Source organism: Dysgonomonas hofstadii (genome assembly GCF_014196915.1).
Taxonomy (GTDB): Bacteria; Bacteroidota; Bacteroidia; order Bacteroidales; family Dysgonomonadaceae; genus Dysgonomonas; species Dysgonomonas hofstadii.
In genome coordinates, this window is record NZ_JACIEP010000005.1 from 181,280 (window position 1) to 202,940 (window position 21,661).

The 21,661-nt window shown below is 38.6% G+C and carries 21 protein-coding genes and 1 tRNA gene; 13 read left to right on the plus strand and 9 right to left on the minus strand.

Annotated elements, in window-relative coordinates:
• Positions 1-227: 227 nt before the first annotated feature.
• Positions 228-1,259: a hypothetical protein gene (locus GGR21_RS08240; RefSeq protein WP_183306730.1), complete on the minus strand. Its 1,032-nt coding sequence runs from the start codon at positions 1,257-1,259 to the stop codon at positions 228-230.
• A 137-nt stretch (positions 1,260-1,396) separates the two neighbouring features.
• On the opposite strand from GGR21_RS08240, the gene GGR21_RS08245 reads away from it, so the two are divergent.
• The 4 genes from GGR21_RS08245 to cydB all read left to right on the plus strand — a co-directional run bounded on the left by GGR21_RS08245 (position 1,397) and on the right by cydB (position 5,370).
• Positions 1,397-1,825: a YbaN family protein gene (locus GGR21_RS08245; protein ID WP_183306731.1), complete on the plus strand. Its 429-nt coding sequence runs from the start codon at positions 1,397-1,399 to the stop codon at positions 1,823-1,825.
• Between the two features lie 136 nt (positions 1,826-1,961).
• The gene (locus tag GGR21_RS08250) at positions 1,962-2,279 is read left to right on the plus strand and encodes a DUF3467 domain-containing protein (protein ID WP_183306732.1); all 318 of its coding nucleotides are present in this window, start codon (positions 1,962-1,964) and stop codon (positions 2,277-2,279) included.
• A 304-nt stretch (positions 2,280-2,583) separates the two neighbouring features.
• Positions 2,584-4,143: a cytochrome ubiquinol oxidase subunit I gene (locus GGR21_RS08255; RefSeq protein WP_183306733.1), complete on the plus strand. Its 1,560-nt coding sequence runs from the start codon at positions 2,584-2,586 to the stop codon at positions 4,141-4,143.
• 81 nt (positions 4,144-4,224) lie between these two features.
• Positions 4,225-5,370: a cytochrome d ubiquinol oxidase subunit II gene (gene cydB / locus GGR21_RS08260; RefSeq protein WP_183306734.1), complete on the plus strand. Its 1,146-nt coding sequence runs from the start codon at positions 4,225-4,227 to the stop codon at positions 5,368-5,370.
• Between the two features lie 133 nt (positions 5,371-5,503).
• Here the strand turns inward: cydB and GGR21_RS08265 are convergent, their stop codons facing one another.
• Positions 5,504-5,671 carry a DUF362 domain-containing protein gene (locus GGR21_RS08265; protein WP_006799560.1) on the minus strand — a complete coding sequence of 56 codons (168 nt, stop codon included), beginning with the start codon at positions 5,669-5,671 and terminating at the stop codon, positions 5,504-5,506.
• Positions 5,672-5,953: 282 nt separating this feature from the next.
• Between GGR21_RS08265 and porT the strand changes: the two genes are divergently transcribed.
• From porT to GGR21_RS08285, 4 genes are all read left to right on the plus strand, one after another.
• Positions 5,954-6,664 carry a type IX secretion/gliding motility protein PorT/SprT gene (porT, locus tag GGR21_RS08270; RefSeq protein ID WP_221232967.1) on the plus strand — a complete coding sequence of 237 codons (711 nt, stop codon included), beginning with the start codon at positions 5,954-5,956 and terminating at the stop codon, positions 6,662-6,664.
• 8 nt (positions 6,665-6,672) lie between these two features.
• Positions 6,673-7,098: a GNAT family N-acetyltransferase gene (locus tag GGR21_RS08275; RefSeq protein ID WP_183306735.1), complete on the plus strand. Its 426-nt coding sequence runs from the start codon at positions 6,673-6,675 to the stop codon at positions 7,096-7,098.
• Positions 7,095-7,391 carry a nitrous oxide-stimulated promoter family protein gene (locus tag GGR21_RS08280; protein WP_183306736.1) on the plus strand — a complete coding sequence of 99 codons (297 nt, stop codon included), beginning with the start codon at positions 7,095-7,097 and terminating at the stop codon, positions 7,389-7,391. The genes GGR21_RS08275 and GGR21_RS08280 overlap by 4 nt, the downstream gene beginning before the upstream one ends.
• Positions 7,392-7,561: 170 nt before the next feature.
• The gene (locus tag GGR21_RS08285) at positions 7,562-9,064 is read left to right on the plus strand and encodes a glutamine synthetase family protein (protein ID WP_183306737.1); all 1,503 of its coding nucleotides are present in this window, start codon (positions 7,562-7,564) and stop codon (positions 9,062-9,064) included.
• A gap of 127 nt (positions 9,065-9,191) precedes the next feature.
• Here the strand turns inward: GGR21_RS08285 and GGR21_RS08290 are convergent, their stop codons facing one another.
• Both GGR21_RS08290 and aroC read right to left on the minus strand, forming a co-directional pair.
• Positions 9,192-9,488 carry a hypothetical protein gene (locus tag GGR21_RS08290; RefSeq protein ID WP_183306738.1) on the minus strand — a complete coding sequence of 99 codons (297 nt, stop codon included), beginning with the start codon at positions 9,486-9,488 and terminating at the stop codon, positions 9,192-9,194.
• Between the two features lie 176 nt (positions 9,489-9,664).
• Positions 9,665-10,741, minus strand: coding sequence for a chorismate synthase (gene aroC / locus GGR21_RS08295; RefSeq protein ID WP_183306739.1), 1,077 nt, complete (start codon positions 10,739-10,741; stop codon positions 9,665-9,667).
• Between the two features lie 197 nt (positions 10,742-10,938).
• Here aroC and GGR21_RS08300 point away from each other — a divergent pair, with 197 nt between their 5' ends.
• Together GGR21_RS08300 and GGR21_RS08305 are read left to right on the plus strand one after the other, a co-directional pair.
• Complete coding sequence (locus tag GGR21_RS08300) at positions 10,939-12,441, plus strand: DUF3078 domain-containing protein (protein ID WP_183306740.1); 1,503 nt, start codon at positions 10,939-10,941, stop codon at positions 12,439-12,441.
• A 126-nt stretch (positions 12,442-12,567) separates the two neighbouring features.
• A tRNA-Met gene (locus GGR21_RS08305) sits at positions 12,568-12,639 on the plus strand.
• A gap of 111 nt (positions 12,640-12,750) precedes the next feature.
• Here GGR21_RS08305 and GGR21_RS08310 read toward each other — a convergent pair.
• The 4 genes from GGR21_RS08310 to GGR21_RS08325 all read right to left on the minus strand — a co-directional run bounded on the left by GGR21_RS08310 (position 12,751) and on the right by GGR21_RS08325 (position 16,557).
• Complete coding sequence (locus GGR21_RS08310; protein ID WP_183306741.1) at positions 12,751-13,464, minus strand: DUF1796 family putative cysteine peptidase; 714 nt, start codon at positions 13,462-13,464, stop codon at positions 12,751-12,753.
• A 16-nt stretch (positions 13,465-13,480) separates the two neighbouring features.
• On the minus strand, positions 13,481-14,023 hold the full coding sequence (locus GGR21_RS08315) for a thymidine kinase (protein WP_183306742.1): 543 nt from the start codon (positions 14,021-14,023) through the stop codon (positions 13,481-13,483).
• A 130-nt stretch (positions 14,024-14,153) separates the two neighbouring features.
• Positions 14,154-14,411, minus strand: coding sequence for a membrane lipoprotein lipid attachment site-containing protein (locus tag GGR21_RS08320; protein WP_183306743.1), 258 nt, complete (start codon positions 14,409-14,411; stop codon positions 14,154-14,156).
• Between the two features lie 268 nt (positions 14,412-14,679).
• Positions 14,680-16,557 (minus strand): alpha-amylase family glycosyl hydrolase, encoded by a 1,878-nt coding sequence (locus tag GGR21_RS08325; RefSeq protein WP_183306744.1) that lies wholly within the window; start codon positions 16,555-16,557, stop codon positions 14,680-14,682.
• Positions 16,558-16,893: 336 nt separating this feature from the next.
• Between GGR21_RS08325 and GGR21_RS08330 the strand changes: the two genes are divergently transcribed.
• Positions 16,894-18,561, plus strand: coding sequence for a coiled-coil domain-containing protein (locus tag GGR21_RS08330; protein ID WP_183306745.1), 1,668 nt, complete (start codon positions 16,894-16,896; stop codon positions 18,559-18,561).
• Between the two features lie 20 nt (positions 18,562-18,581).
• Entirely contained in the window at positions 18,582-19,052 is a 471-nt protein-coding gene (locus GGR21_RS08335) for a collagen-like triple helix repeat-containing protein (protein ID WP_183306746.1), read from the plus strand.
• Positions 19,053-19,111: 59 nt separating this feature from the next.
• Here the strand turns inward: GGR21_RS08335 and GGR21_RS08340 are convergent, their stop codons facing one another.
• A complete protein-coding gene (locus GGR21_RS08340; protein ID WP_183306747.1) occupies positions 19,112-20,080 on the minus strand; it encodes a hypothetical protein in 969 nt (322 codons plus the stop codon).
• Positions 20,081-20,388: 308 nt separating this feature from the next.
• On the opposite strand from GGR21_RS08340, the gene GGR21_RS08345 reads away from it, so the two are divergent.
• Positions 20,389-21,657: a replication-associated recombination protein A gene (locus tag GGR21_RS08345; RefSeq protein ID WP_183306748.1), complete on the plus strand. Its 1,269-nt coding sequence runs from the start codon at positions 20,389-20,391 to the stop codon at positions 21,655-21,657.
• Positions 21,658-21,661: the final 4 nt, after the last annotated feature.

Consider the following 21,661-nt stretch of genomic DNA (forward strand, 5'->3'; position numbering starts at 1 on the left):
AATAATCATTAGGTTACCACTAAAGCCTTGCTCCAATGCCTCACAGAAATAGAACGCGGCCTCCCAATTTTTGGGAACAAAATCCGAACCCCTTACGCTTAAGGCCATTCTGATTTTGCATTTTTCGGGTTCAAAGATACTGCTTTTTTGTTAAATGCAGATGTTATTATCCCTTTTTTTAATTATATTAGTATTTAATGGGTTGATGTTTAGGTGTTTGTTTTATTTTATTGAATTATGAAATCTCCATTTATATGATCAAGTTTGGCAGTAGCAAGTTCTGTGCCGTTACCTGTTGTGGTAGTATTGAAAAACAAGCCTCCGACTAATCCCCCGATCATGCCAAAGCCAACAGCCAGCCCAATTTGTATTCCGTTTATATTGACATTATTATTGTTTGGTATATAAGTCCTGACGAAATAATTACCATTCTCGAAAATGATAGGGAAATAACTATTTGCATGCATAAGGAATGGATTACTATCAACCACTACTATATAATAATCTTTTGGTTTTATCTTTTTCCATTTGCCGGATTTTTCGGGATGGGGTATCTTTATCTCTTGTATTATACCGTGATCCCTTTTTATCTGTAGTTGTGTATGTGACGGTGTTTGATAAGCAAACGATTTGAAATCAGGGTATAATCCGTCCGCTACTACATCTGTGTTATATATCGGAATACTGTTTTTCTCAAGTTCATCTATGTTGGCCAGATCATCTAAGGTAAACGGCATGGAATAATCTTCGGCACGGAATGCGAGATTTTTCCGGAGTTGGGAGACGATAATTTTCGATGTTGTTTCCAGCAATTTTCCGGTAACATCCATAGCCTTTACCATGACGATCGTGTCGATTGTATTTATAAAATGAAAGGCACTGTCTTTTTCTTCATAAAGCGACATCCGGATATTGCAGAAACCTTTTTCGGATGTAGATCCCGTTTCTTCCCTGAATCTTAAATTTCTTAACTGTACTAAAATAGTCCCCGATTGGGCAGTACTATCTATTATGCTCAAAAATGTATAATAGAATTGTTCCGATAATGGTTTTTCAACAGCAACAGGAGTATATTTGTTAAATATTGAGGTTAATACAAAACCCATATCATCAGGATTGGGGCGCGAATCGAGAAATGCAAAATTATTATAGCTACTATAGCTTATCCTTTTTTCCGATCTGGACAAATTGAAATTCTTTTGAGCATTGATAATTATAGCCAAAGAGAAAAATGCAATTAGAAGTAATGTCTTTTTCATAATCTTTAAGGTTTGATCATATAAAAATAGGATATTTTTCAGATATAGATATATTTGATCTATGATTTCAAAGATAATATCATTCTTTTTTTATTCCTTTGCTTAACCCGAAAACGGGAAAATACAAATAATACACGATGATTAGATATATATACATTGGGTTGGGATTGATTTCCTTAGGTCTGGGACTGTTGGGGATTGTTACCCCGGGACTTCCTACCACACCATTCATCCTGCTTACCGGCGTTTTATTTGCCAAAGGATCGCCTCGTTTACATAAGAAGCTTCTCGAAAATAAATTAACGGGGCCTTATATAAATAGGGTTAACAAAGGTTTTAGTATCAAAGGGCTTCTTGTGTCTATCGGTATTATGTGGGTAATGATTAGTATTACAGCTTTTGTCGTATTCGATTATGGCACAATGCGATTTGTTATGCTCGGCTTGGGTGTAATAGGTACAATAGCCCAGATAATTGTGCTCAGAAAGAAGAGGAAGGCTGTTGTAATACCCTTGGTTCAGGATGAATCAGAGATGGACGAACGGAGAAAAACAAAGGTGTCCTGAGTACAGGGTAAATCTATATATTTGTGTTATAAAATATGTATGACTTACTTTGATTTTAGGTGATATTTGACTTTCTTTGTGTTAAAGGATATTTAATAGAAAAGAAACAAATAGAATTATTAAAAAAGATCGGAACATGGAAAATAACAACGGACAAGACAACCAGATACAAATAGAACTTCCTGAAGATATAGCACAGGGTACTTATTCAAACCTTGCCATAATAGCTCACTCTTCATCCGAATTTGTCATTGATTTTGTCCGCATCCTACCGGGATTGCCGAAAGCAAAAGTTCAATCACGTATTATATTGACGCCCGAACATGCCAAAAGGCTATTATATGCATTGAATGAAAATATCAATAGATTTGAGTCTCAGAACGGTCCTATATCTGCTGATAATTCAGCAGGTTTCCTGCCACCGATAAATAACGGGCCAATAGGAGAAGCTTAGTTTGGCTCTCATATTCTATGGTGTTAAGTTCTCGAGAATAAGACTGAAAAAAGAGAATATGTGAAAGGATGTAAATATTCTCGAAAAAGACTGAACATTATAAACGGTGATATTGTTTATAAAGTCAGAGCCAGTACATGTTTGGTCTTGAATGTATGAAATATTGATTCTGTTAAAAACACACAATGAAAAAGTTATGGAAGAACATATACCTGAATTTGTGGGCAAAGAACTGGTTAACAGATCCCTTGTTAACAAATAGATAAGAATTCCTCATATATTTACTAATATAAAACTATTGTTTATGGAACTATTAAGTACATCGTTAATAGACTGGTCGAGAGCCCAGTTTGCTATGACAGCAATGTATCACTGGTTGTTCGTTCCCCTTACTCTCGGACTTGGGGTTATTATGGCAATCATGGAGACAATGTATGTGCGTACAGGTAACGAACAGTGGAAAAAAACTGCTAAATTCTGGATGAATCTTTTCGGTGTCAATTTCGCTATAGGGATTGCTACCGGGCTTATTCTCGAATTTCAGTTTGGTACAAACTGGTCGAATTACAGCTTTGTTGTAGGTGATATTTTTGGTGCGCCCTTAGCAATTGAGGGTATCGTTGCTTTCTTCCTGGAAGCTACATTTATTTCCATCATGTTTTTCGGATGGAAGCGTGTAAGCAAGGGTTTCCACCTTGCCGCCACATGGCTGACTATTACAGGAGCCACCTTGTCTGCACTATGGATACTCGTAGCCAATGCATGGATGCAATTTCCTGTAGGCATGGAGTTCAATCCTGATACGGCACGTAACGAGATGGTCGATTTCTTTGCCATAGTTTTTTCACCTGTGGCAATTAATAAATTTTTCCATACTGTGATCTCAAGCTGGATTTTGGGGGCGGTATTTGTTGCCGGAGTGGCAGCATGGTATTTGCTAAAGAAACGCAACACCGAATTTGCCATGCAAAGTATGAAAATTGCGGCGGCTTTTGGGTTGTTGGCGTCACTACTCACCCTTTACACAGGACACGGATCTGCTGTTCAGGTAGCAGAAAAGCAACCGATGAAACTGGCCGTAATGGAAGGCCTTTATGAAGGCGGAACAAATGAAGGACTTATTATCTTTGGCGTTCCTAATCCTTCGAAAGAGTCATATGACGATGGAAAAGAGGCTTTCATGTTCCCGCCTATAAAATTCCCCGGAGGGTTATCTTTGATCGCGTTTTTTGATACAGATGCTTATGTGCCTGGCATTAAGGATATTATAGAAGGTGGCTATACGCAGCCAGATGGAACCAAAGCTCTGTCGTTTGCTGAAAAACAGGCCAAAGGAAAAATGGCAATAGATGCGCTTGGTTTCTATAAAAAAGCGTCAGCAGAAGGCGACGAGGCTGCTATGGCTCAGCACAGGGAAACTCTGAAAGAAAATTATGCATATTACGGGTACGGATATCTGAAAGATGCCGGACAGTCGGTACCTGATCTTGCCAAGACTGTATATTGGGCATTCCATATCATGGTATATCTTGGAGGTTACTTTATCTTGTTATTTGTAGTTCTTGCATTTCTTGTATATCGGAAGAAAGATATTGCAAACAAGAAATGGCTCTTGTGGGCTTGTATATTCACTATTCCATTGGTCTATATTGCCAGCCAGGCCGGATGGATGGTAGCGGAAATAGGCCGTCAACCATGGACTATTCAGGATGTGTTGCCATTGCAGGCAGCTGTATCGGCAATATCGGTACAATCTGTTATGACGACATTCCTCGTTTTCTTAGCGCTGTTTACAGCTCTGCTTATTGCTGAGGTTCGTATTATGCTAAACCAGATAAGGAAAGGTCCGGAGGATACTCACTAATAGCGATTTCAAGATTTAATAATTTGACTAACGTCGATTTTCAATTCAAGATTTTAAGATAAATCTAAAAAAGATATAACTATGGATTATTCATTTTTACAACATTATTGGTGGTTCCTTATTTGCCTGATCGGAGGACTATTTGCTTTCCTTCTGTTTGTTCAGGGTGGGCAGTCGATGCTGTTTTCTCTTGCTAAAAGTGAAAAGGAACGCATGATACTTGTGAATGCATTAGGCCGTAAGTGGGAATATACATTTACTACATTGGTAACATTCGGAGGCGCATTGTTCGCTTCATTCCCTTTGTTCTATTCAACTAGTTTTGGTGGAGCATACTGGGTTTGGATGGCAATTTTGCTCTGTTTCGTCATACAGGCCGTATCTTACGAATATCAATCGAAGCCGGGTAATACATACGGTAAAAATACATACCGTTGGTTCCTGTTTATCAACGGACTATTGGGAACATTCCTGGTAGGTGCGGCTCTGGCTACATTCTTCACAGGATCTGATTTTATAGTAAACAAAGCTAACCTGGCAGATATAGGAAACCCTACCATCAGTCGCTGGGGCAGCGAATGGCACGGGCTTGAAGCGTTGGCTAATCCCCGTTGCTGGCTGCTCGGATTGACAGTGTTTTTCCTTGCCCGTGTACAGGCATGCCTTTTCTTTATCAACCGTCTGGCTGATGAGACGCTGGTAAGCCGTTCGCGGAAATTCTTATTGTACAACTCTATACCGTTCGTAGTGTGTTTTCTTGGTTTTGTTATCTGGTCGTTTATTGCTGATGGATATGCAGTGAACCCTGATACAAAGGAAGTGTTTATGGCACCTCATAAGTATTTGAACAACATGATAGAAATGCCGGTTGTAGGTATTGTATTTTTAGCAGGAGTTGTCCTTGTCCTGTTCGGTATAGGTAAAACGCTGATGAGTAAAGAATTTAGTAAGGGTATATGGATCACAGGGATTGGTACAGTGCTTACAGTGTGTATGCTGCTGTTGATAACCGGATTCAATAATACAGCATATTACCCGTCGGCAACCGATTTACAGAGTTCGTTGACTATACAGAATTCTTCGTCCAGTGAATTTACATTGACTGTAATGAGTGTGGTTTCGCTGCTTGTGCCATTTGTATTGGCATATATCTTCTATGCATGGAACTCTCTTGAAAAGAAACGTTTCAAAGCAGAGGATTTGAAAGATGACGGGCATGTTTATTAATATTTAAGTTTATAAATAGAAAGAGGAAGATTTTATAAAATCTTCCTCTTTCTATTTATAAACATTGAATCTCTTAACAAAAAAGGGAACCGATTTATTATCAGTCCCCTCTGTATTTTATGCCTCTGCTATCTTATGCAGGGTGGATTGCTTCAGTTGGACAAGCGTCAGCGCAAGTTCCACAGTCGGTGCAAGTATCAGGATCGATTTTATAGATATCGCCTTCTGAAATTGCGTTTACCGGGCACTCGTCAATACAAGTTCCGCAAGCAATACAATCTTCATTAATTACGTAAGCCATGATTTCTGTTTTTTAATATTATTACTAACTTTGATGTACAAATATAACTAGTTTTTTTATTTGCTACAAACCTAAACTATTAGATAATGTGAATAATCGGATTGTTTTTATCTATAAAGATTTTATTGAATAATTTAATTTATTATCTGTTAGTTTGTTAAGTGGAGTTTGCAATTTGGGGGTAAACGGTTGTGCTGATGCTTATTTTGATTCTTTCTAATTAATTATTCTTATAATAAAGACCGGAATATCACGTTTTTAAAGAACATAAATATTAAAAAATTGAAAACAATCAAATTATATATCTTATTCTTGCTGACAGTTATTTTCTCAACAAATATATATGCTCAATACCGCAAGCCTATAAATCAGCCTTTTGCCGATCAGAAGTTGTATCATCTGGGCTTCTCATTGGGTATAAACGGTCAGGATATGATACTTTCTCATACAGGCTTTGTAGGTGATAACGGGGAGTCGTGGTTTGCTGAAATACCGTCCTATTCTGTTGGATTCAGTGTAGGTATAATAGGGGACAGGTACCTGAACGAATATCTGAATCTGCGATTATCTCCAAGCCTGCATTTAGGGGAAAGGCGGTTCGTATTCAGAGAGCAAACCTCGGGCGAAGAATATGAAACCTCTTTACGGGCTAACTACCTGACTATACCTCTACATCTGAAATTTAGTGTGCCCCGCATTAAGAATTACCGTCCGTATGTGTTAGCCGGGGCATATACAGCTATAGATTTAGGAACGAAGAACGATGATGCCCTCTATTTTAAGAAAATGGATTATGGCCTTGAATTTGGTGTCGGTTGTAATTTCTATTTTCCTCTGTTTAAACTTTGTCCGGAACTCCGATTTTCTTTTGGGCTGAAAGATCTGATCAATAAAGACAGATCAGAAATCGATGATAAAACCATGGTTAAATATACAGACGCTATATCTTCAGGAAGATCGAGAATGATCTCCCTTATTTTTAATTTTGAATAATGCCCCTTATGAATCTCAGATATCGGGAAAATTGTAATAATATTTCTTGGGAGAGGGTAGCTGCTTTGTTGCAAGAGGTTGACATGTCTTTCACCACTCCCGAAATACACCGGGTTTCGTTTGAAGTAAGCTATGCGGTTATCTTTGTTTTCGATGAAAATAAAATGATCGGTATGGGACGTATTCTGTCAGATGGAGTACGCCAGTCTGCTATGTATGATATAGCGGTCGATCCATATTATCAGGGATTTGGGATCGGACAGGAGATCGTAAAAAGATTACTGGAGAAAACGCCCGGTTGTAATTGCATATTATATGCCTCTCCCGGAAAAGAAGGTTTTTACAGGAAATTAGGATTCAAAAAAATGAAGACTGGAATGGTATTATTCTCTAATCCTGAGAGGATGGCGGATGATGGATTTGTTGAAGAATGAACGAAACAGAGAAAAAGACCGTCGCCAAAATGATCAGTATCTATTGTGCTGCTAAACACGGTATTTCTGAGGGTTTATGTGACGATTGTGCCGAACTGAACGAGTATGCCCGGAAACGTTTGGAAAAATGTACATTTGGTGATAATAAACCAACTTGTGAAAAATGCCCCGTTCATTGTTATAGACCGGATATGAGAATGAAAATAAGGAATGTTATGCAGTTTTCCGGCCCCAGGATGTTATTTCACAATCCGGTATTGGCAATAAGGCATTTGTTAAAGAACTTAAGGTAAAGTATCTTTCTGTTTTGTATATCAAAATGACACCAATTGTAAAAATATCTTATTTTTATCAATTATCTGTATTTTAAATATAGATTCCCTTAACACTTTATTGTGATAATTTGCTATATTAGGGCGTTGAAAACAAAATCTATCTAAGACTAAATAACACTAATAAATTTATGGAGAACAAATCTAAATTGGAACTCGATCCGCTGATTGAGTTTATCGGAAAACCATCCTCCCAGTTTACAAAAGCGGATATAATCAGGTATATCGAAGAAAATCAGGTGGAAATGCTCAATTTTATGTATCCTGCTGCCGATGGACGGCTTAAAACTTTAAATTTTGTAATCAACGACAGGGATTACCTCAATAATATTCTTTCGTATGGAGAAAGAGTGGACGGATCCAGTTTGTTTCCCTTTATAGAGGCCGGTAGCAGCGATTTGTACGTGGTGCCTCGTTTTCGTACTGCCTTTATTGATCCGTTTTCCGAGTTGCCCACTATCTGTTTTCTCTGTTCATATTTTAACAAAGATGGTGACCGGCTCGAAAATTCACCGGAATATACATTACACAAAGCTTCCAAAGCCTTTACCGAAGTCACAGGGATGACATTTGAGGCTATGGGTGAACTGGAATATTATATCATATCGGATAGTGACGATGCTTTTATGGCTACCGATCAGAAGGGATACCATGAATCTGCTCCGTTTGCAAAATATAACGAATTCAGGATGATGTGTATGGAATACATTGCCCGGACAGGAGGACAGGTGAAATACGGACATTCCGAGGTTGGAAATTTTACACAGGATGGGAAAATATATGAGCAGAATGAAATTGAATTCTTACCTACCAATGTAGAGGACGCTGCAGATCAGTTGGTGCTTGCCAAGTGGATAATCCGTAATCTTGCATATGAATATGGGCTGGATATAACCTTTGCGCCTAAGATTACCGTTGGTAAGGCCGGATCGGGTATGCATATCCATATGCAGATAATGAAGGATGGGAAAAATCAAATGCTTTACAATGGAGTTCTGTCTGATGCGGCACGTAAGGCAATCGGAGGAATGATGGTTCTGGCTCCTTCCATTACAGCTTTTGGAAATACGAATCCTACGTCTTATCTCAGGCTGGTGCCAAATCAGGAAGCTCCTACAAGTGTTTGTTGGGGCGATCGTAACAGGTCTGTTCTGGTGCGTGTCCCATTAGGCTGGACTACCAAAAAGGATATGTCTTCGCAGGTAAATCCATTAGAAGTACCGTCTGATATAGAAAAATTGCAAAAGCAGACTGTTGAAATGCGCTCACCTGACGGATCGGCCGATGTCTATGAACTTTTAGCAGGATTGGCTGTCGCCTGCCGTTACGGGTTTGAAATGCCTGATGCACTGGAAGTCGCAGAGGAAACGTATGTGAATGTAAATATTCACAGAGCAGAATATAAGGATATGACGGCCAATCTGGTTCACCTTCCTGATAGTTGCGCGGCTTCTGCTAAAAAATTAAACGAGCAGCGTGCTATATTCGAAAAATATAATGTATTTAGCCCCGGTCTCATTGATGGCATTATCAAGAGCCTTGAATCATATAAAGATGCATCGTTAAGGGATGAACTGGTAGATAATCCAGAAAAGATTCAGGAACTGGTGAATACTTATTTCTATTGCGGATAAAAATAGATTACAAGAAGAGTATCTGTAAATACAAAGATGAAGATATCCTATATTTACAGATATTTTATTTATGACAATCAGTAGTTGAAATTATGATTGTAAAAAATAAATGTTCAATTATTTTCTACTACGCGCAATCGAAGATTGCTTGTGTTCCTTTTGGCCAAATCCCCAAAAGGAACCAAAAACGCTTTAGTGGCTCATCCTTCGTGCGACCCGTTACAGGCTCACGGGCTAAATGGAAAGATTGTCCTGCGGACGCTTTCCATTTCACGCCCCTCTCGCCTGACGGGTGCCCCGCACTACGGCTTAATGCCACCAGGCGAAGCCACCTCAAGGCAGGGTAATTCTCTATCGTGCGCCAGCTTTCCGTGCATAGGTTCCTACGACGGGCACCTGTCCGGTGAAGACGGCGTGAAACCAAATACTGTCTGAGCCGCAGGCGAGTTTATTTGGTTTAGCCGGCAAGCCGATGACAGGTCGGCGGGGAACAAAGCACTAGCCTTTTGTTTCGTTTTGGGCAATGCCAAAATGAAAAACAAACCCGAAGGGTGCGTTAGTAAAATTGAACGATTAAATCTAACTACTGATTCGCGTTATTTACAGAAAAGCTTTATTTATTTTGCTTAGCAGGTAGTAATCGAGGATGGTCATTGCCGCCATAGCTTCGACAATAGGCACAGCACGTGGTAATACACAGGCGTCGTGACGTCCCCGGGCCTTCAGGTCTGTATCTTCTCCGGCTTTATCCACTGTTTTCTGTTGCATTAGTATAGTTGCCACAGGTTTAAAAGCCACCCGGAAGTATATATCTTGTCCATTTGATATTCCGCCTTGTATTCCACCCGAATGATTGGTGCGGGTGCTGATTTGGCCCTTGTCGTTAAAAAATTCGTCGTTTACTTCCGAACCTCGATGACTTACATCAAAACCGTCTCCATATTCGAATCCTTTCACTGCGTTGATACTTAGCATGGCGCTACCCAGTGCCGCATGAAGCTTTCCGAATACAGGTTCGCCCAATCCTGCAGGAGTCCCTTTTATAACACAGGTAATAACTCCGCCGATGGTATCACCTTTCGATTTGACTTCCTCTATGAGGCTGATCATTTCTTCGGCTTTTTCCCGATCGGGACAACGTACAGGAGTAGACTCTATCAGGGAAAGATCATATTCGGTATATGGCTTTTCCTGTTTGATGCAGGCTACCTGTGATGTAAATGCTGTGATTTCTATGTTGAGTTGCTTTAGAGCCAGTTTAGCGATCGCTCCTGCCACACACCGGGCTATAGTTTCCCGTGCTGAAGATCGTCCTCCGCCTCTATGGTCACGTACGCCATATTTCTGGTTATAGGTATAATCGGCATGAGACGGGCGGTAGAGATCTTTCAGATTATCGTAATCGGAAGAATGTTGGTTTGCGTTGCGGATAATAAATCCGATCGGCGTACCTGTGGTTTTGCCATCGTATACTCCCGAAAGGAATTCCACTTCGTCGTTCTCCTTGCGAGGGGTTGTTATTTTAGATTGTCCCGGACGGCGGCGGTTCAGCTCGTTTTGGATAAACTCCATATCCATGGTTATACCCGAAGGGCATCCGTCGATAACTCCGCCAATGGCTGCGCCATGAGATTCTCCGTATGATGTGAGTCTGAAAATATTCCCGAATGTATTCATCTTATTCTATAATATATTTTACAAATTTACGGCAAAATATTCAAATGATATGCAAATCGATAAAATTAGCATTTATATTATACGAAAAGAGAATGTTATAAGCCTTATTAATATAAATTAAAGTAAAATTTAAGATTAAATTGCTAAATTTGCGGATTGTTTAAGATAGTCAAAAAATCTTGTTTAAAATAAGTGGAATGAGAATATTCAAAATCTGTTTCAGTCTTATTGTATTTTTACTTGTATATGTTTGTGTCGATGCCCAGAATCAGGCCGAACGGGACAGTTTGCTTAATAAGATAACCAATATAGATGCAAAGTTGAGGACCTTCTCTGAGAGAGATACTACCCGGGGATTTTCGGCTCCCTTAAAAATAGATACGGTTTATGCTAACCAGTTGCAGGATATAAACATGCAACCATTCAGGGACGAAAAGGGCTTATTGCTAGTTGAATCCGACTGGACTCCTTTTCCTAATTATATAACATTCAGAGATACTGTTATTTTTGAGCCGGCATATCTCCCCGTAATATTTGAAGGGAAAATATTGTCGGATGATATTGATTTCAGGACAAAAGAAACCTCCCCGAATGAAGAATTTCACCTTATTTCACCTGACAGTACCTTTGCACCTAAGCTAAAACGTATAGCAGAGATTGAAGATATGAGGAGGTTCTATTATATGAATAATCCTCAGAAGATACGCCTGAACGCTTTGGCTTTTCAGGATGCTCCTGTAATAGAATCACAGGAAATAGAGCGACGTAGCCCGTTTAAGGATTTAATTACAGCCGAAAAGCCGGTAGAATTTATCAGGCCGGATGTAGAAAAGACGGAGATCAAACTTCTGAATTGGTTAACGACCGGAGAACATCGTTTGCAACTTACATATAATACTTATTCTGATAATTGGGGTGGGGATAATAACTTCGATTTATTTAGCCATCAAAAATTTAATATTAATTATAAGAAAAATAAGATTAAGTTTGATAACCTTATAGAATGGAGGCTTCAGCTTAAGCAATTAACATCCGTGGAGGATAAGGATAAGGAGGAAAATAAAAATAAAGGTAAGCTGAATATTATTGATGATTATTTGAGAACATATAGTACCTTTAGTATTGAAGCTTTTTATAAAAAATGGTTTTATTCCACTAATCTGGAAATGAAAACTCCGGTATTTCCTAAAAGAGCCACCGATGCACAACGGACTCCTCAAAGAGGATTTCTTGCACCTTTCGAACTTAACTTAGGGGTCGGTATGCGCTATGAAACAGAGACTACTTCAAAAAAAGATAAATATCGTAAGTTCAAGGTATCTACAGACTTATCTGTCTTGTCAATGAATTATAAGTATTCGAGATATGATAAAGAAAAGATATCTCCAACAAACTTTGGTATAGAAGAAGGTAATTCTCAAACAGATTTGGGTTCTACATTTAATGTGAATTTAGCTTACTCACATAATAGATATACAAAAATTTCGTCGCGTATGAAATATTTTACAAATTATGAAAGAGTATATGTTGAGTGGGAAAATTCATTTGATTTTGCTATCAATAATTATTTTGCTACTACATTATATTTTTATCTCAAATATGATGATAGTCTTCCAGAAGAAAAACGAAACAATGATAAAACATGGAAATATTTCAATTTTAATCAGATGCTTCGTTTTGGTTTGACCTACACCTGGTAAAAAAACTTATCCGGCTAACAACTTCTATATTTACAACTTAGATGCCGGATGTAAATAAAAATGTTTATTAATGCGGTTTTTATTTGGAGCATTACAATAAATTACATACTTTTGCACTCACAATATCGCGGAATGGAGCAGTGGTAGCTCGCCAGGCTCATAACCTGGAGGTCGTTGGTTCGAGTCCAGCTTCCGCAACTAAAGGAAAAGCAATCGAGAAATCGGTTGCTTTTTTATTTTAATATCAATTGATTAATGAGTTAGGGTCAACGAAAAAAAGGATATCTTTTCAGTTTAATTAAATATATACTATAATTCTTTCACCTTTGCGATCATCTCTTCTATTAAATCATTATCACATTTGGCCCATAATATCTCCGGATCGTCTCCTGCCCAAATGTTTAGTGTATTGAACATGAAAATGTGTATATTTTGCTCAATTTTATATTCCAATTTTCTTTCTGTCGTTCTTCCTATCTTTTTTTGGCAAAATAACACGACCTGTGCCTTGTTCTTCCCTTTTGAATACAATTGTCCGAGCTCTGATAAATCTTCTAACAATTTATTCATATTCGTTGATTCATTGTACCTGTGGTGATAGAATATTATAATTTCTTTGCTCCCTTTACATCTTTTCAGACGATCTATTCTTTCTTTAAATTTTATTCTTAAATACTCATTTCCAATGACATCATGATGGGTGAATTCAAAGCCATTGGTATGTAAGCTATAATATGAATTAGTGATTTTATCATATTTTTTCAAACGAGGTACCTGTTGTTTATCGTTTAACTCTTCGTATTTGATAAACTCAGTGTTGAGAAAATCTTTATAATTATCTTTTTCTATCTGAATAATATATTCAATATTGGATCGCCCGTGCGAATAAACCGTAGTAAAAGACTTGATATTATATCGGTCTAAAATATTGTCTGTTAAACAATTTTCTCCAAAAGAGAGATATAATTTTTTAGAGAAAATATATCTATACTTTTTTTTTAATTGATATAATATATCGATCACTTTCTTCAGCTTTTTTTCATTTCTTAAAATAACATTCTCTGCATACAGGCAAATATCCGCTGTCTCCAATTAGTACCACATCTTTTTTCTCTCCCAGATATAGATTCATTGTCGCTTTTCTTGCACACCTTGAGCAGCAGGATTTAATCTCTTCTATAACATCAGCTATTTCGAATAGTCTTTTAGAGCCGGCAAATAGATTTCCGTTACTATCAGTCCTCAATCCATAGCAAATTATTACTAAATCTTTTTGCATGCACAGTTTATTAAGCTGATCTATATCATTCTCTGATAAGAATTGGCATTCGTCAATCATGATTACTGATTGCTGGCCAAGATAGCTGAACAGGTCTGACAGGTCTGAGTTCTCAGGGATAGTTATACATTTCTTCGGAGGTATTCCGGCTCTGGTAGTAATATACTCTCCATCCCGGGTGTCTATACTCGATTTGGTGTAAATAACAGTTTTTCCTCTTTCCTCAAGGTTATACCCTGTCATTAATAAATGCGCAGACTTACTGGAGCCCATGGCTCCGTATCTAAAAATAATTTTGCTCATATTTAGCTATAGTTGTTATTTCTTATCCGCGCAAAAGTACAATTTTTATTTATAAGAAAAATAGAATAAAAGAAAAGCATCTGATTTTTTCAGATGCTTCTCAATATTTTAATTATTTATATAATACGTTTTATTCTTTTTCTTTATACCATTTGTATAGATGTCCGTCTACAAACTCGAAGAACCAGTGGTATTTATATTTGTCCACATATTCCAGTGTCTGGTTTGCATCGTCCTTATACTCTACCACATTGTATTTATCACCCATCAGTGTGACAATCTGATTAGTGGTCATACCCAGTTCTACTTGTTTCAATTGAGTATTGTAAGCTGTTCCACAAGCTGTTAATGCAACAGCCATAAATAGTGCAAGAATTAATTTTTTCATACTTATAATTGTTTTATTAGTTAGTAAACAATCAGGTGATTTATAAAGTTCGTTCATATGCTTTTTTCGGGATAAGAAAACATACTTTTTCTGGTTTTGTATTGTTCATATTTTTAATAAAACGGAATTTACAGGCAAGTATTGTTCCATTCCTAATGCTTTTTTAATAAAAATACTCCGGAGGATTCCGGAGTATTTACGTTCATTTTACTATGAGTAAAACAGTCTAGTGTGTTATTTGAAATGTAAAAACCATGAGTATGAAATATTATTCACTGAGATAAAGCCTGTATTCCCCGGGTTGCAATTCTACTTTTTGTTTTTCAGATGTTGTGGTAATCTGCGCATTGGTAAATAGTTCTGTCCACGAGCCAGCTTTTTCAAAATTTACATCTGCAGATACAGGTACAAGGTCGAAATTTGCAATTACACAAGCATAATTATTTCCCGACTTCAGTAATATCTGCTTATATTGTCCTGCCAGGTCGGCAGTATAGGTATTCGTTGAGAACAGGCTGTTAGAATTACGGAGTTTGTTCATTTTTGCATAGACATCATACATTGCTTTGCGTTCAGTAACATTATAATAATCCCAGCGTATGGGCTTCTTACCCAATCGATCATCATTTAGCTCAAAGTCATATCCTACTTCTCCAAATTGCCAGATCATTTTCGGGCCCGGGAGCGAGAGTAATATCACTGCCGCTGCTTCTGTGCGCTGAAGTCCTGTAGCCAGATTTTTTACATCATAATCGCCGATAGCATCTCCATACGAGTTGTTTTTGAACATGATGCGTTCTTCGTCGTGGCTTTCCATATAGGCAACCAGATTAGGCTTAGACCATCCCCGTTCGAGGTAGGAAGCCCAGTTTACATCGCCTTTCATTTTATTGTAGTCACCAATCTCGGCACCCCAACCCATAGTAGCTTCGTTGAAATTATAGTTTATATTTCCCCACAGCTTGATACCATAGTCTGATAGAATAACTTCTTCCGAATTGTCGGTCAGATGTTCAAATATCACAATGGCGTCAGATTTGCGTTTCCATATTTCATCCGTCATTCGTTTCAATATGGCTATGCGGCTGTCATCCTTATCCCATCCGTTACCGGTCTTATTGGTAAATCCTTTGGTGAAGTCGAAGCGGAAACCGTCTATTTTATATTCTTTCATCCAGAATGCACATACACTATCTACAAATGCCTGGGTGTATTTGCTTTCGTGATTGAAATCCGATCCCCACGAATAGTCCGTGTTAGGAGATGTTGTATTGTACCACGGATTGTCGCTTGTCGGATTGTAATTTCCATCGTCGTACATCCTCACCAACGGACTTTGCCCGTAACTGTGGTTCAATACCATATCCATTATCACGGCAATGCCTCTTTGGTGGCAGGCGTCTATAAATGCTTTATAATCGTTTGGTGTACCATATGCTTTGTCTGTGGCGAAATAGAATGACGGGTTATAGCCCCAGCTGTCGTTGCCTTCAAATTCGTTGAATGGCATCAGTTCGATAGCGTTTATACCGAGATTTTGTATATAGTCGAGTTTGCTTTGAACTCCTTTAATGCTTCTCTCTTCTGTAAAATCACGGATAAGGATTTCATAAATCACCATATTATCGGGATTAGACAAGCTGAAATTCGTTACTTTCCAGTCATAAGTGGCTGGTGCCGTATTCACTACCATAGCTATCTGATCGGTTTTACCTGTAGGGTAGGCGATTAGGTTCGGGTAAATACTGCTTGATATATCTTCGTCGTTCCACGGGTCAGATATTTTACTGGTGTATGGATCTGCAACTTTTATTTTATTGTCTATCAGGTATTGGCAGATGTATTCTTTCCCTTTTTCCAGGTTTCCGATTTTGATATAAAAACGATCGTCTTTTTTTACCATTTTGTATTCATCTGATACCTGCCAGTTGTTGAAATCTCCAATGAGGTAAACCGATTGTTTTCCGGGTGCAAAAAGTACAAAACCCAGGGAGTCTTCACTGATAACGGTTATCCCGTCTCTCATTCCTATTTCTGAAGGTGTTTCCGGTTCAGGATCCGGCTTCGGTGTAATCGTATCATTATCATCGCTACATGCGATAAATAATAATGATAATAAAAATATGAATATAACTCTAATTTTCATGGCTTAAAATATAAATGGCTGATATTGATTAATTCAAGATCAAAACTAATTCTTCCTGTGAAAACTTTATTCCTGTTATGCTTAAAATCGACCTAAAATTGTATGCAAACGTTTGTGTATTTATCTGGAGTGATCTTGAAAATAATTTTATCAAAAATTTAATAAATAATTAAACCAATTGATTTGTCTATAGTCTAAAAGGTATAAATATGATAGAATTATCTAGGCTATAGCAAGATTTTAGAATAAGGGACCTGAAAAAACTCTTCGTAGAAAATATATGTCTATGTGTTAAATACACATAAATTGATTCATTAACAACTAATACTTATTACCATGAAACGTTTATTGCTTTTTATCGGTGCTGCCAGTATATTCATATTTCAACCCAGTTGTTATAAAAAATCGAGTAATGATACTATAAATCATAAGGATCAGGAAACTGTTATTAATGAGAATGAGTTTATTCCCGATTCTATAATGAGTTACGATAGTATTCAGGTAAATAATTATCCTGTATCAGGTAATTATATCGATGATCCGGTAAATAATAATTTCCGATCGGATACGATTTATGATGGAGATGAAATCTACAAAAATAATTATCAGCCTGGTTTTTATGTTCTTGCACCTGCGCCCGGTCCGGTGCATGCCGAAAATATAATACCAGATTATCAATATCAGAATAATTATTTGCCGGATGATCAGTATTATTATGAAGACAGGTACAATGATTATAATGATAGTTATTATTACGAAGAATATTATCCGTCATGGCAAACAGACTATTATTTCAATTATTACCAGGACAATTACTATTACGATGATTATTACTATTATACTCCATCTTATCCGGTGTATGTAAAACCGGGTAAACCCCATAGGCCAAATAAGCCGCATCGTCCCGAAAAGCCAAAACCGGAAAGACCCGATCCGAAACCTCAACCGCCAATATCAATAAGGCCATCTGACCGCCCTAGGCCAGAAACTCCTGTCCGTCCTGAATTCAGTGATGAGATCAGAGGATCATCTAGGCCGACAGTCAGACCGGGAACATCAAATGAGATACGTCCGTCCGCCAGACCAGCTAATAGTGCGACAATACGGGAATCGGATGCTATAAGACAAGAGACAGAGCGCAGGCAACGTGAAGAACAACAAGCCAGAGAGCGCCAGGAAGCGGAAAGCCGTAGCCAGAGAGAGGTGCAGGAAAATAGAGAAAGGGAGCGGCGCGAAACCGAGAGTCGCCGCCAGCGTGAAGCACAAGAGCGTCAGGAGGCAGACCACCGTAGGCAGCAAGAGGAACAACAAACTAAAGTACGTCAGGAAGCAGAGGCTCGCCGCCAGCGTGAAGACCAACAAGCGCGCGAACGTCAGGAATCGGAACGTAAACAACGCGAAACTCAGGAACAACAGGCTAGAGAACGACGTGAAAACGAAGCACGCCAACAGAAAGAAGCACAGGAAAAACAAGACAGGGAACGACAAGAAACGCAGCGGAAGCAACGGGAAGAGCAGCAGGCTCGTGAACGTCAGGAATCGGAAAGCCGTCGCCAAAAAGAGGCACAGGAGGTTAGAGACCGTCAGGAACGTGAGCGACAAGATTCGGAGCGTAAACAACGTGAAGCGCAACAAGCACGCGAAAGCCAGGAAAGAGAACAACGTGAGGCCGAGAGTCGCCGGCAGCGTGAGGCTCAGGAACGACAGGAATCAGAACGCCGCCAACGTGAAGAGCAACAGGCAAGAGAGCGCCAGGAGGCAGAAAATCGTCGTCAACGAGAAGCTCAGGAAGCAAAAGAACGCCAGGAAGCGGAATCCCGCAGGCAGAAAGAAGCACAAGAAGCCAGAGATCGTCAGGAACGTGAACGCCGGGAATCGGAGGCCCGTCGTCAACGGGAGGAACAGCAAGCCCGGGAAAGACAGGAGTCGGAACGTCGTCAGCGAGAAGCACAGGGAAAAAGCCGTAGTGAATCTACTCGCAGTAGTCAGGGAAGAAGCCGTTAACAAATTAAATATATGCAGTTATGAAAAAAATGATGTTAATATTATTCGTAGCCATAGCAGCTATGGCTTGTGAAGGGCCAATGGGACCCGAAGGGCCGCTAGGACCTACAGGACAAAAAGGGGAACCGGGATATGGAAACAGTTGGTATACAACTTCATTTACCATAAATTCCGATGAATGGGAACTCATCGGTACACCGGGTGGGCTGAACTCTTATTTTTTTGTGGACAAGTCCTTAACGGAGCTGACGAATACTATATATAAAGAAGGTACAGTTGTCGCTTATATGGAAACATCGAAAGGAGTGAAAAATGGATTACCGTATGTTTTACATAAAGGCGATGAGGATGAATTGGGTGAATTCCTTTGGACGCAGACCTACGATTTCGATTTCTATCCCGGAGGTGTGGGCTTTTATGTAACTTACTCAGATTTCAGTACAAAGATCCGTCCCGATACCGAAACATTCCATATTGTTTTGATGTGGTAAGGTGCAGAAGAACAAAAAAGTGCAGCAACAAACTGCACTTTTTTTATGTATATTTTTATTTACAATAGGGTATCAATTAATTCATGCTGTACTTTGAAAAACTGGATTCGTTGTATTTCCCCACTTTCGGAAATAAGAGTAGATACTCTTTTCAGGGAATGTATCCTGTCTTTCATTCTCAATAAAGAATTTGTATCGAGCGATACTACATAATTCATGGTGAATGCACCTATCATACTCAAATGTATATTTTCTGTTTCCAGATATGAATATGCTGTATCGGTGTTAATATTCGATATATATATTTGTACCTTATTACCATTATCGAATCTGCCTTTGGATGCAAATTCCTCCATCCTGTTCAGAAAATTATGCAATTCTGCTTTCAGATCTTCTATATCTTTATCATTCATCAGGCGGATACTTTTGAAGTAAGAAATTTCTTTCAGGATAGATCGAATAATTGTGCTATCCCAGATATAAACTGTATTTTTTATATTCTGTGTTTCTTTTATTATCGATTGAGACAAATTATGAAGTCTTTCGGGATACTCTATTTTATTAAAAGGCTTTATATTGTTTAGGTCCTGATTAATATACATCCACTTGAAAGAGTTGTATTTGCCAAGCAGATAATAGTAGTTGGCCGGAAATGAAGGAAACAGGTTTGACGTATATACCTGTTCTGAGTCTGATTTTAGACTCGCTGCTTTTAGCAAATCCCGGAATTCTTCCATTGCCAGATAATCTTTCTCCCTTGGTTCATAGAATCGCTGATCTATCAGTTCATATATAGGATTATTCGTACAAGTCGTTGTTATAAGCGAATCCAGCGATATACCAAGCTGTTTCACTATTAGTGCGGCTTCATAGAGGGTGAATGGAACTTCTCCCCGCAGACGGCGATAAACTGCTTCTTTACCAATAAACAATATCTCAGTTAAAACATTTGCAATATTTTTATCCTCAGGTAATGTGTTTCTAATTGCTTTTTGCAAGTTATTATTAAGTGTTTCGGTATTGACCATGGTTATAAAGCAAATAAAACTTCAGACAAGAATCTCCCGTCCAAAGAAAATGTTATTGTTTCGCCAAGTTATATTAACAGATTGTTCCAAGCACTAGTTACTATTGAGGCAAATGTAAAATATTTTTTTCTATAAATGTCAAATCATTCAATATATTTATCTTGATGAATAGATATTTTAATTCATTTTATTATTTGTGTCAATACCTTTATTATAAGAATATTGCAGGATTCTCTATATTGATATGCAAATAGTCTTTTTATCTCACGGAAACTTTTTGTATTTTTGATAAGATAACATCATACATTATGAGCCAACCATTAGCAGAACGATTGCGTCCACGTACTCTGGACGAATATATAGGTCAAAAGCATCTTGTCGGTGAGGGTGCTATTTTACGTAAAATGATAGACTCGGGCAGAGTACCCTCCTTTCTTTTATGGGGGCCACCCGGTGTGGGGAAGACTACATTGGCGCAGATTATAGCGAATACACTGGACACTCCGTTTTATACATTGAGTGCGATAAACTCGGGGGTGAAAGATGTGCGTGAAGTGATAGATAAAGCTAAGAACAGCCAGTTCTTCAATACAAAAAGCCCGATATTGTTTATCGATGAGATTCATAGGTTTTCAAAATCTCAGCAGGATTCATTACTCGGGGCTGTGGAAACTGGTATTATCACGCTGATAGGAGCTACCACCGAGAATCCTTCATTTGAGGTGATCCGTCCTTTATTATCACGTTGCCAGGTATATGTGTTACAGCCTTTGGGCAAAGAAGATCTGATAGAACTGGCAAACCGTGCTATTGCACAGGATGTGATATTGAAGGAGCGTAATATCGAACTAAAAGAAACCAATGCTCTTTTACGTTTCTCGGGTGGCGATGCACGTAAGTTGTTAAATATTCTCGATCTGGTGATCAATGCCGATATAAGTGATAAAGTCGTGATAACAGATCAGCTTGTGACTGAACGTCTGCAGGAAAACCCTGCGGCTTACGATAAAGGCGGTGAGATGCATTATGATATAATCTCAGCTTTTATCAAATCTATTCGAGGAAGTGATCCTGATGCCGCCATTTACTGGCTGGCACGCATGGTGGCCGGAGGTGAAGACCCTAAGTTTATCGCACGGCGACTGGTTATTTCGGCAGCAGAAGATATCGGGCTCGCCAATCCCAATGCTTTACTCTTGGCCAATGCCTGTTTCGATACATTGCATAAGATAGGTTGGCCGGAAGGACGTATCGTATTGGCTGAAGCTACAGTTTATCTGGCAACATCCCCAAAGAGTAATTCTGCTTATATGGCTATTGATGAAGCTATAGCTATGGTTAATGAAACAGGTAATCTGCCTGTACCTCTACATTTGCGTAATGCTCCTACTAAACTGATGAAGGAACTGGACTATGGGAAGGAATATAAATATGCCCATAGCTTCGAAAACAACTTTGTGGAGCAGGAGTATGTGCCCAAAGAAATAAAAGGCCGTCAGTTCTGGAAGCCTCAGCAGAACGCAGCAGAGGGTAAGATTGTGGACTGGTTGAAGAAATTGTGGAAAAACAGATATTGATACG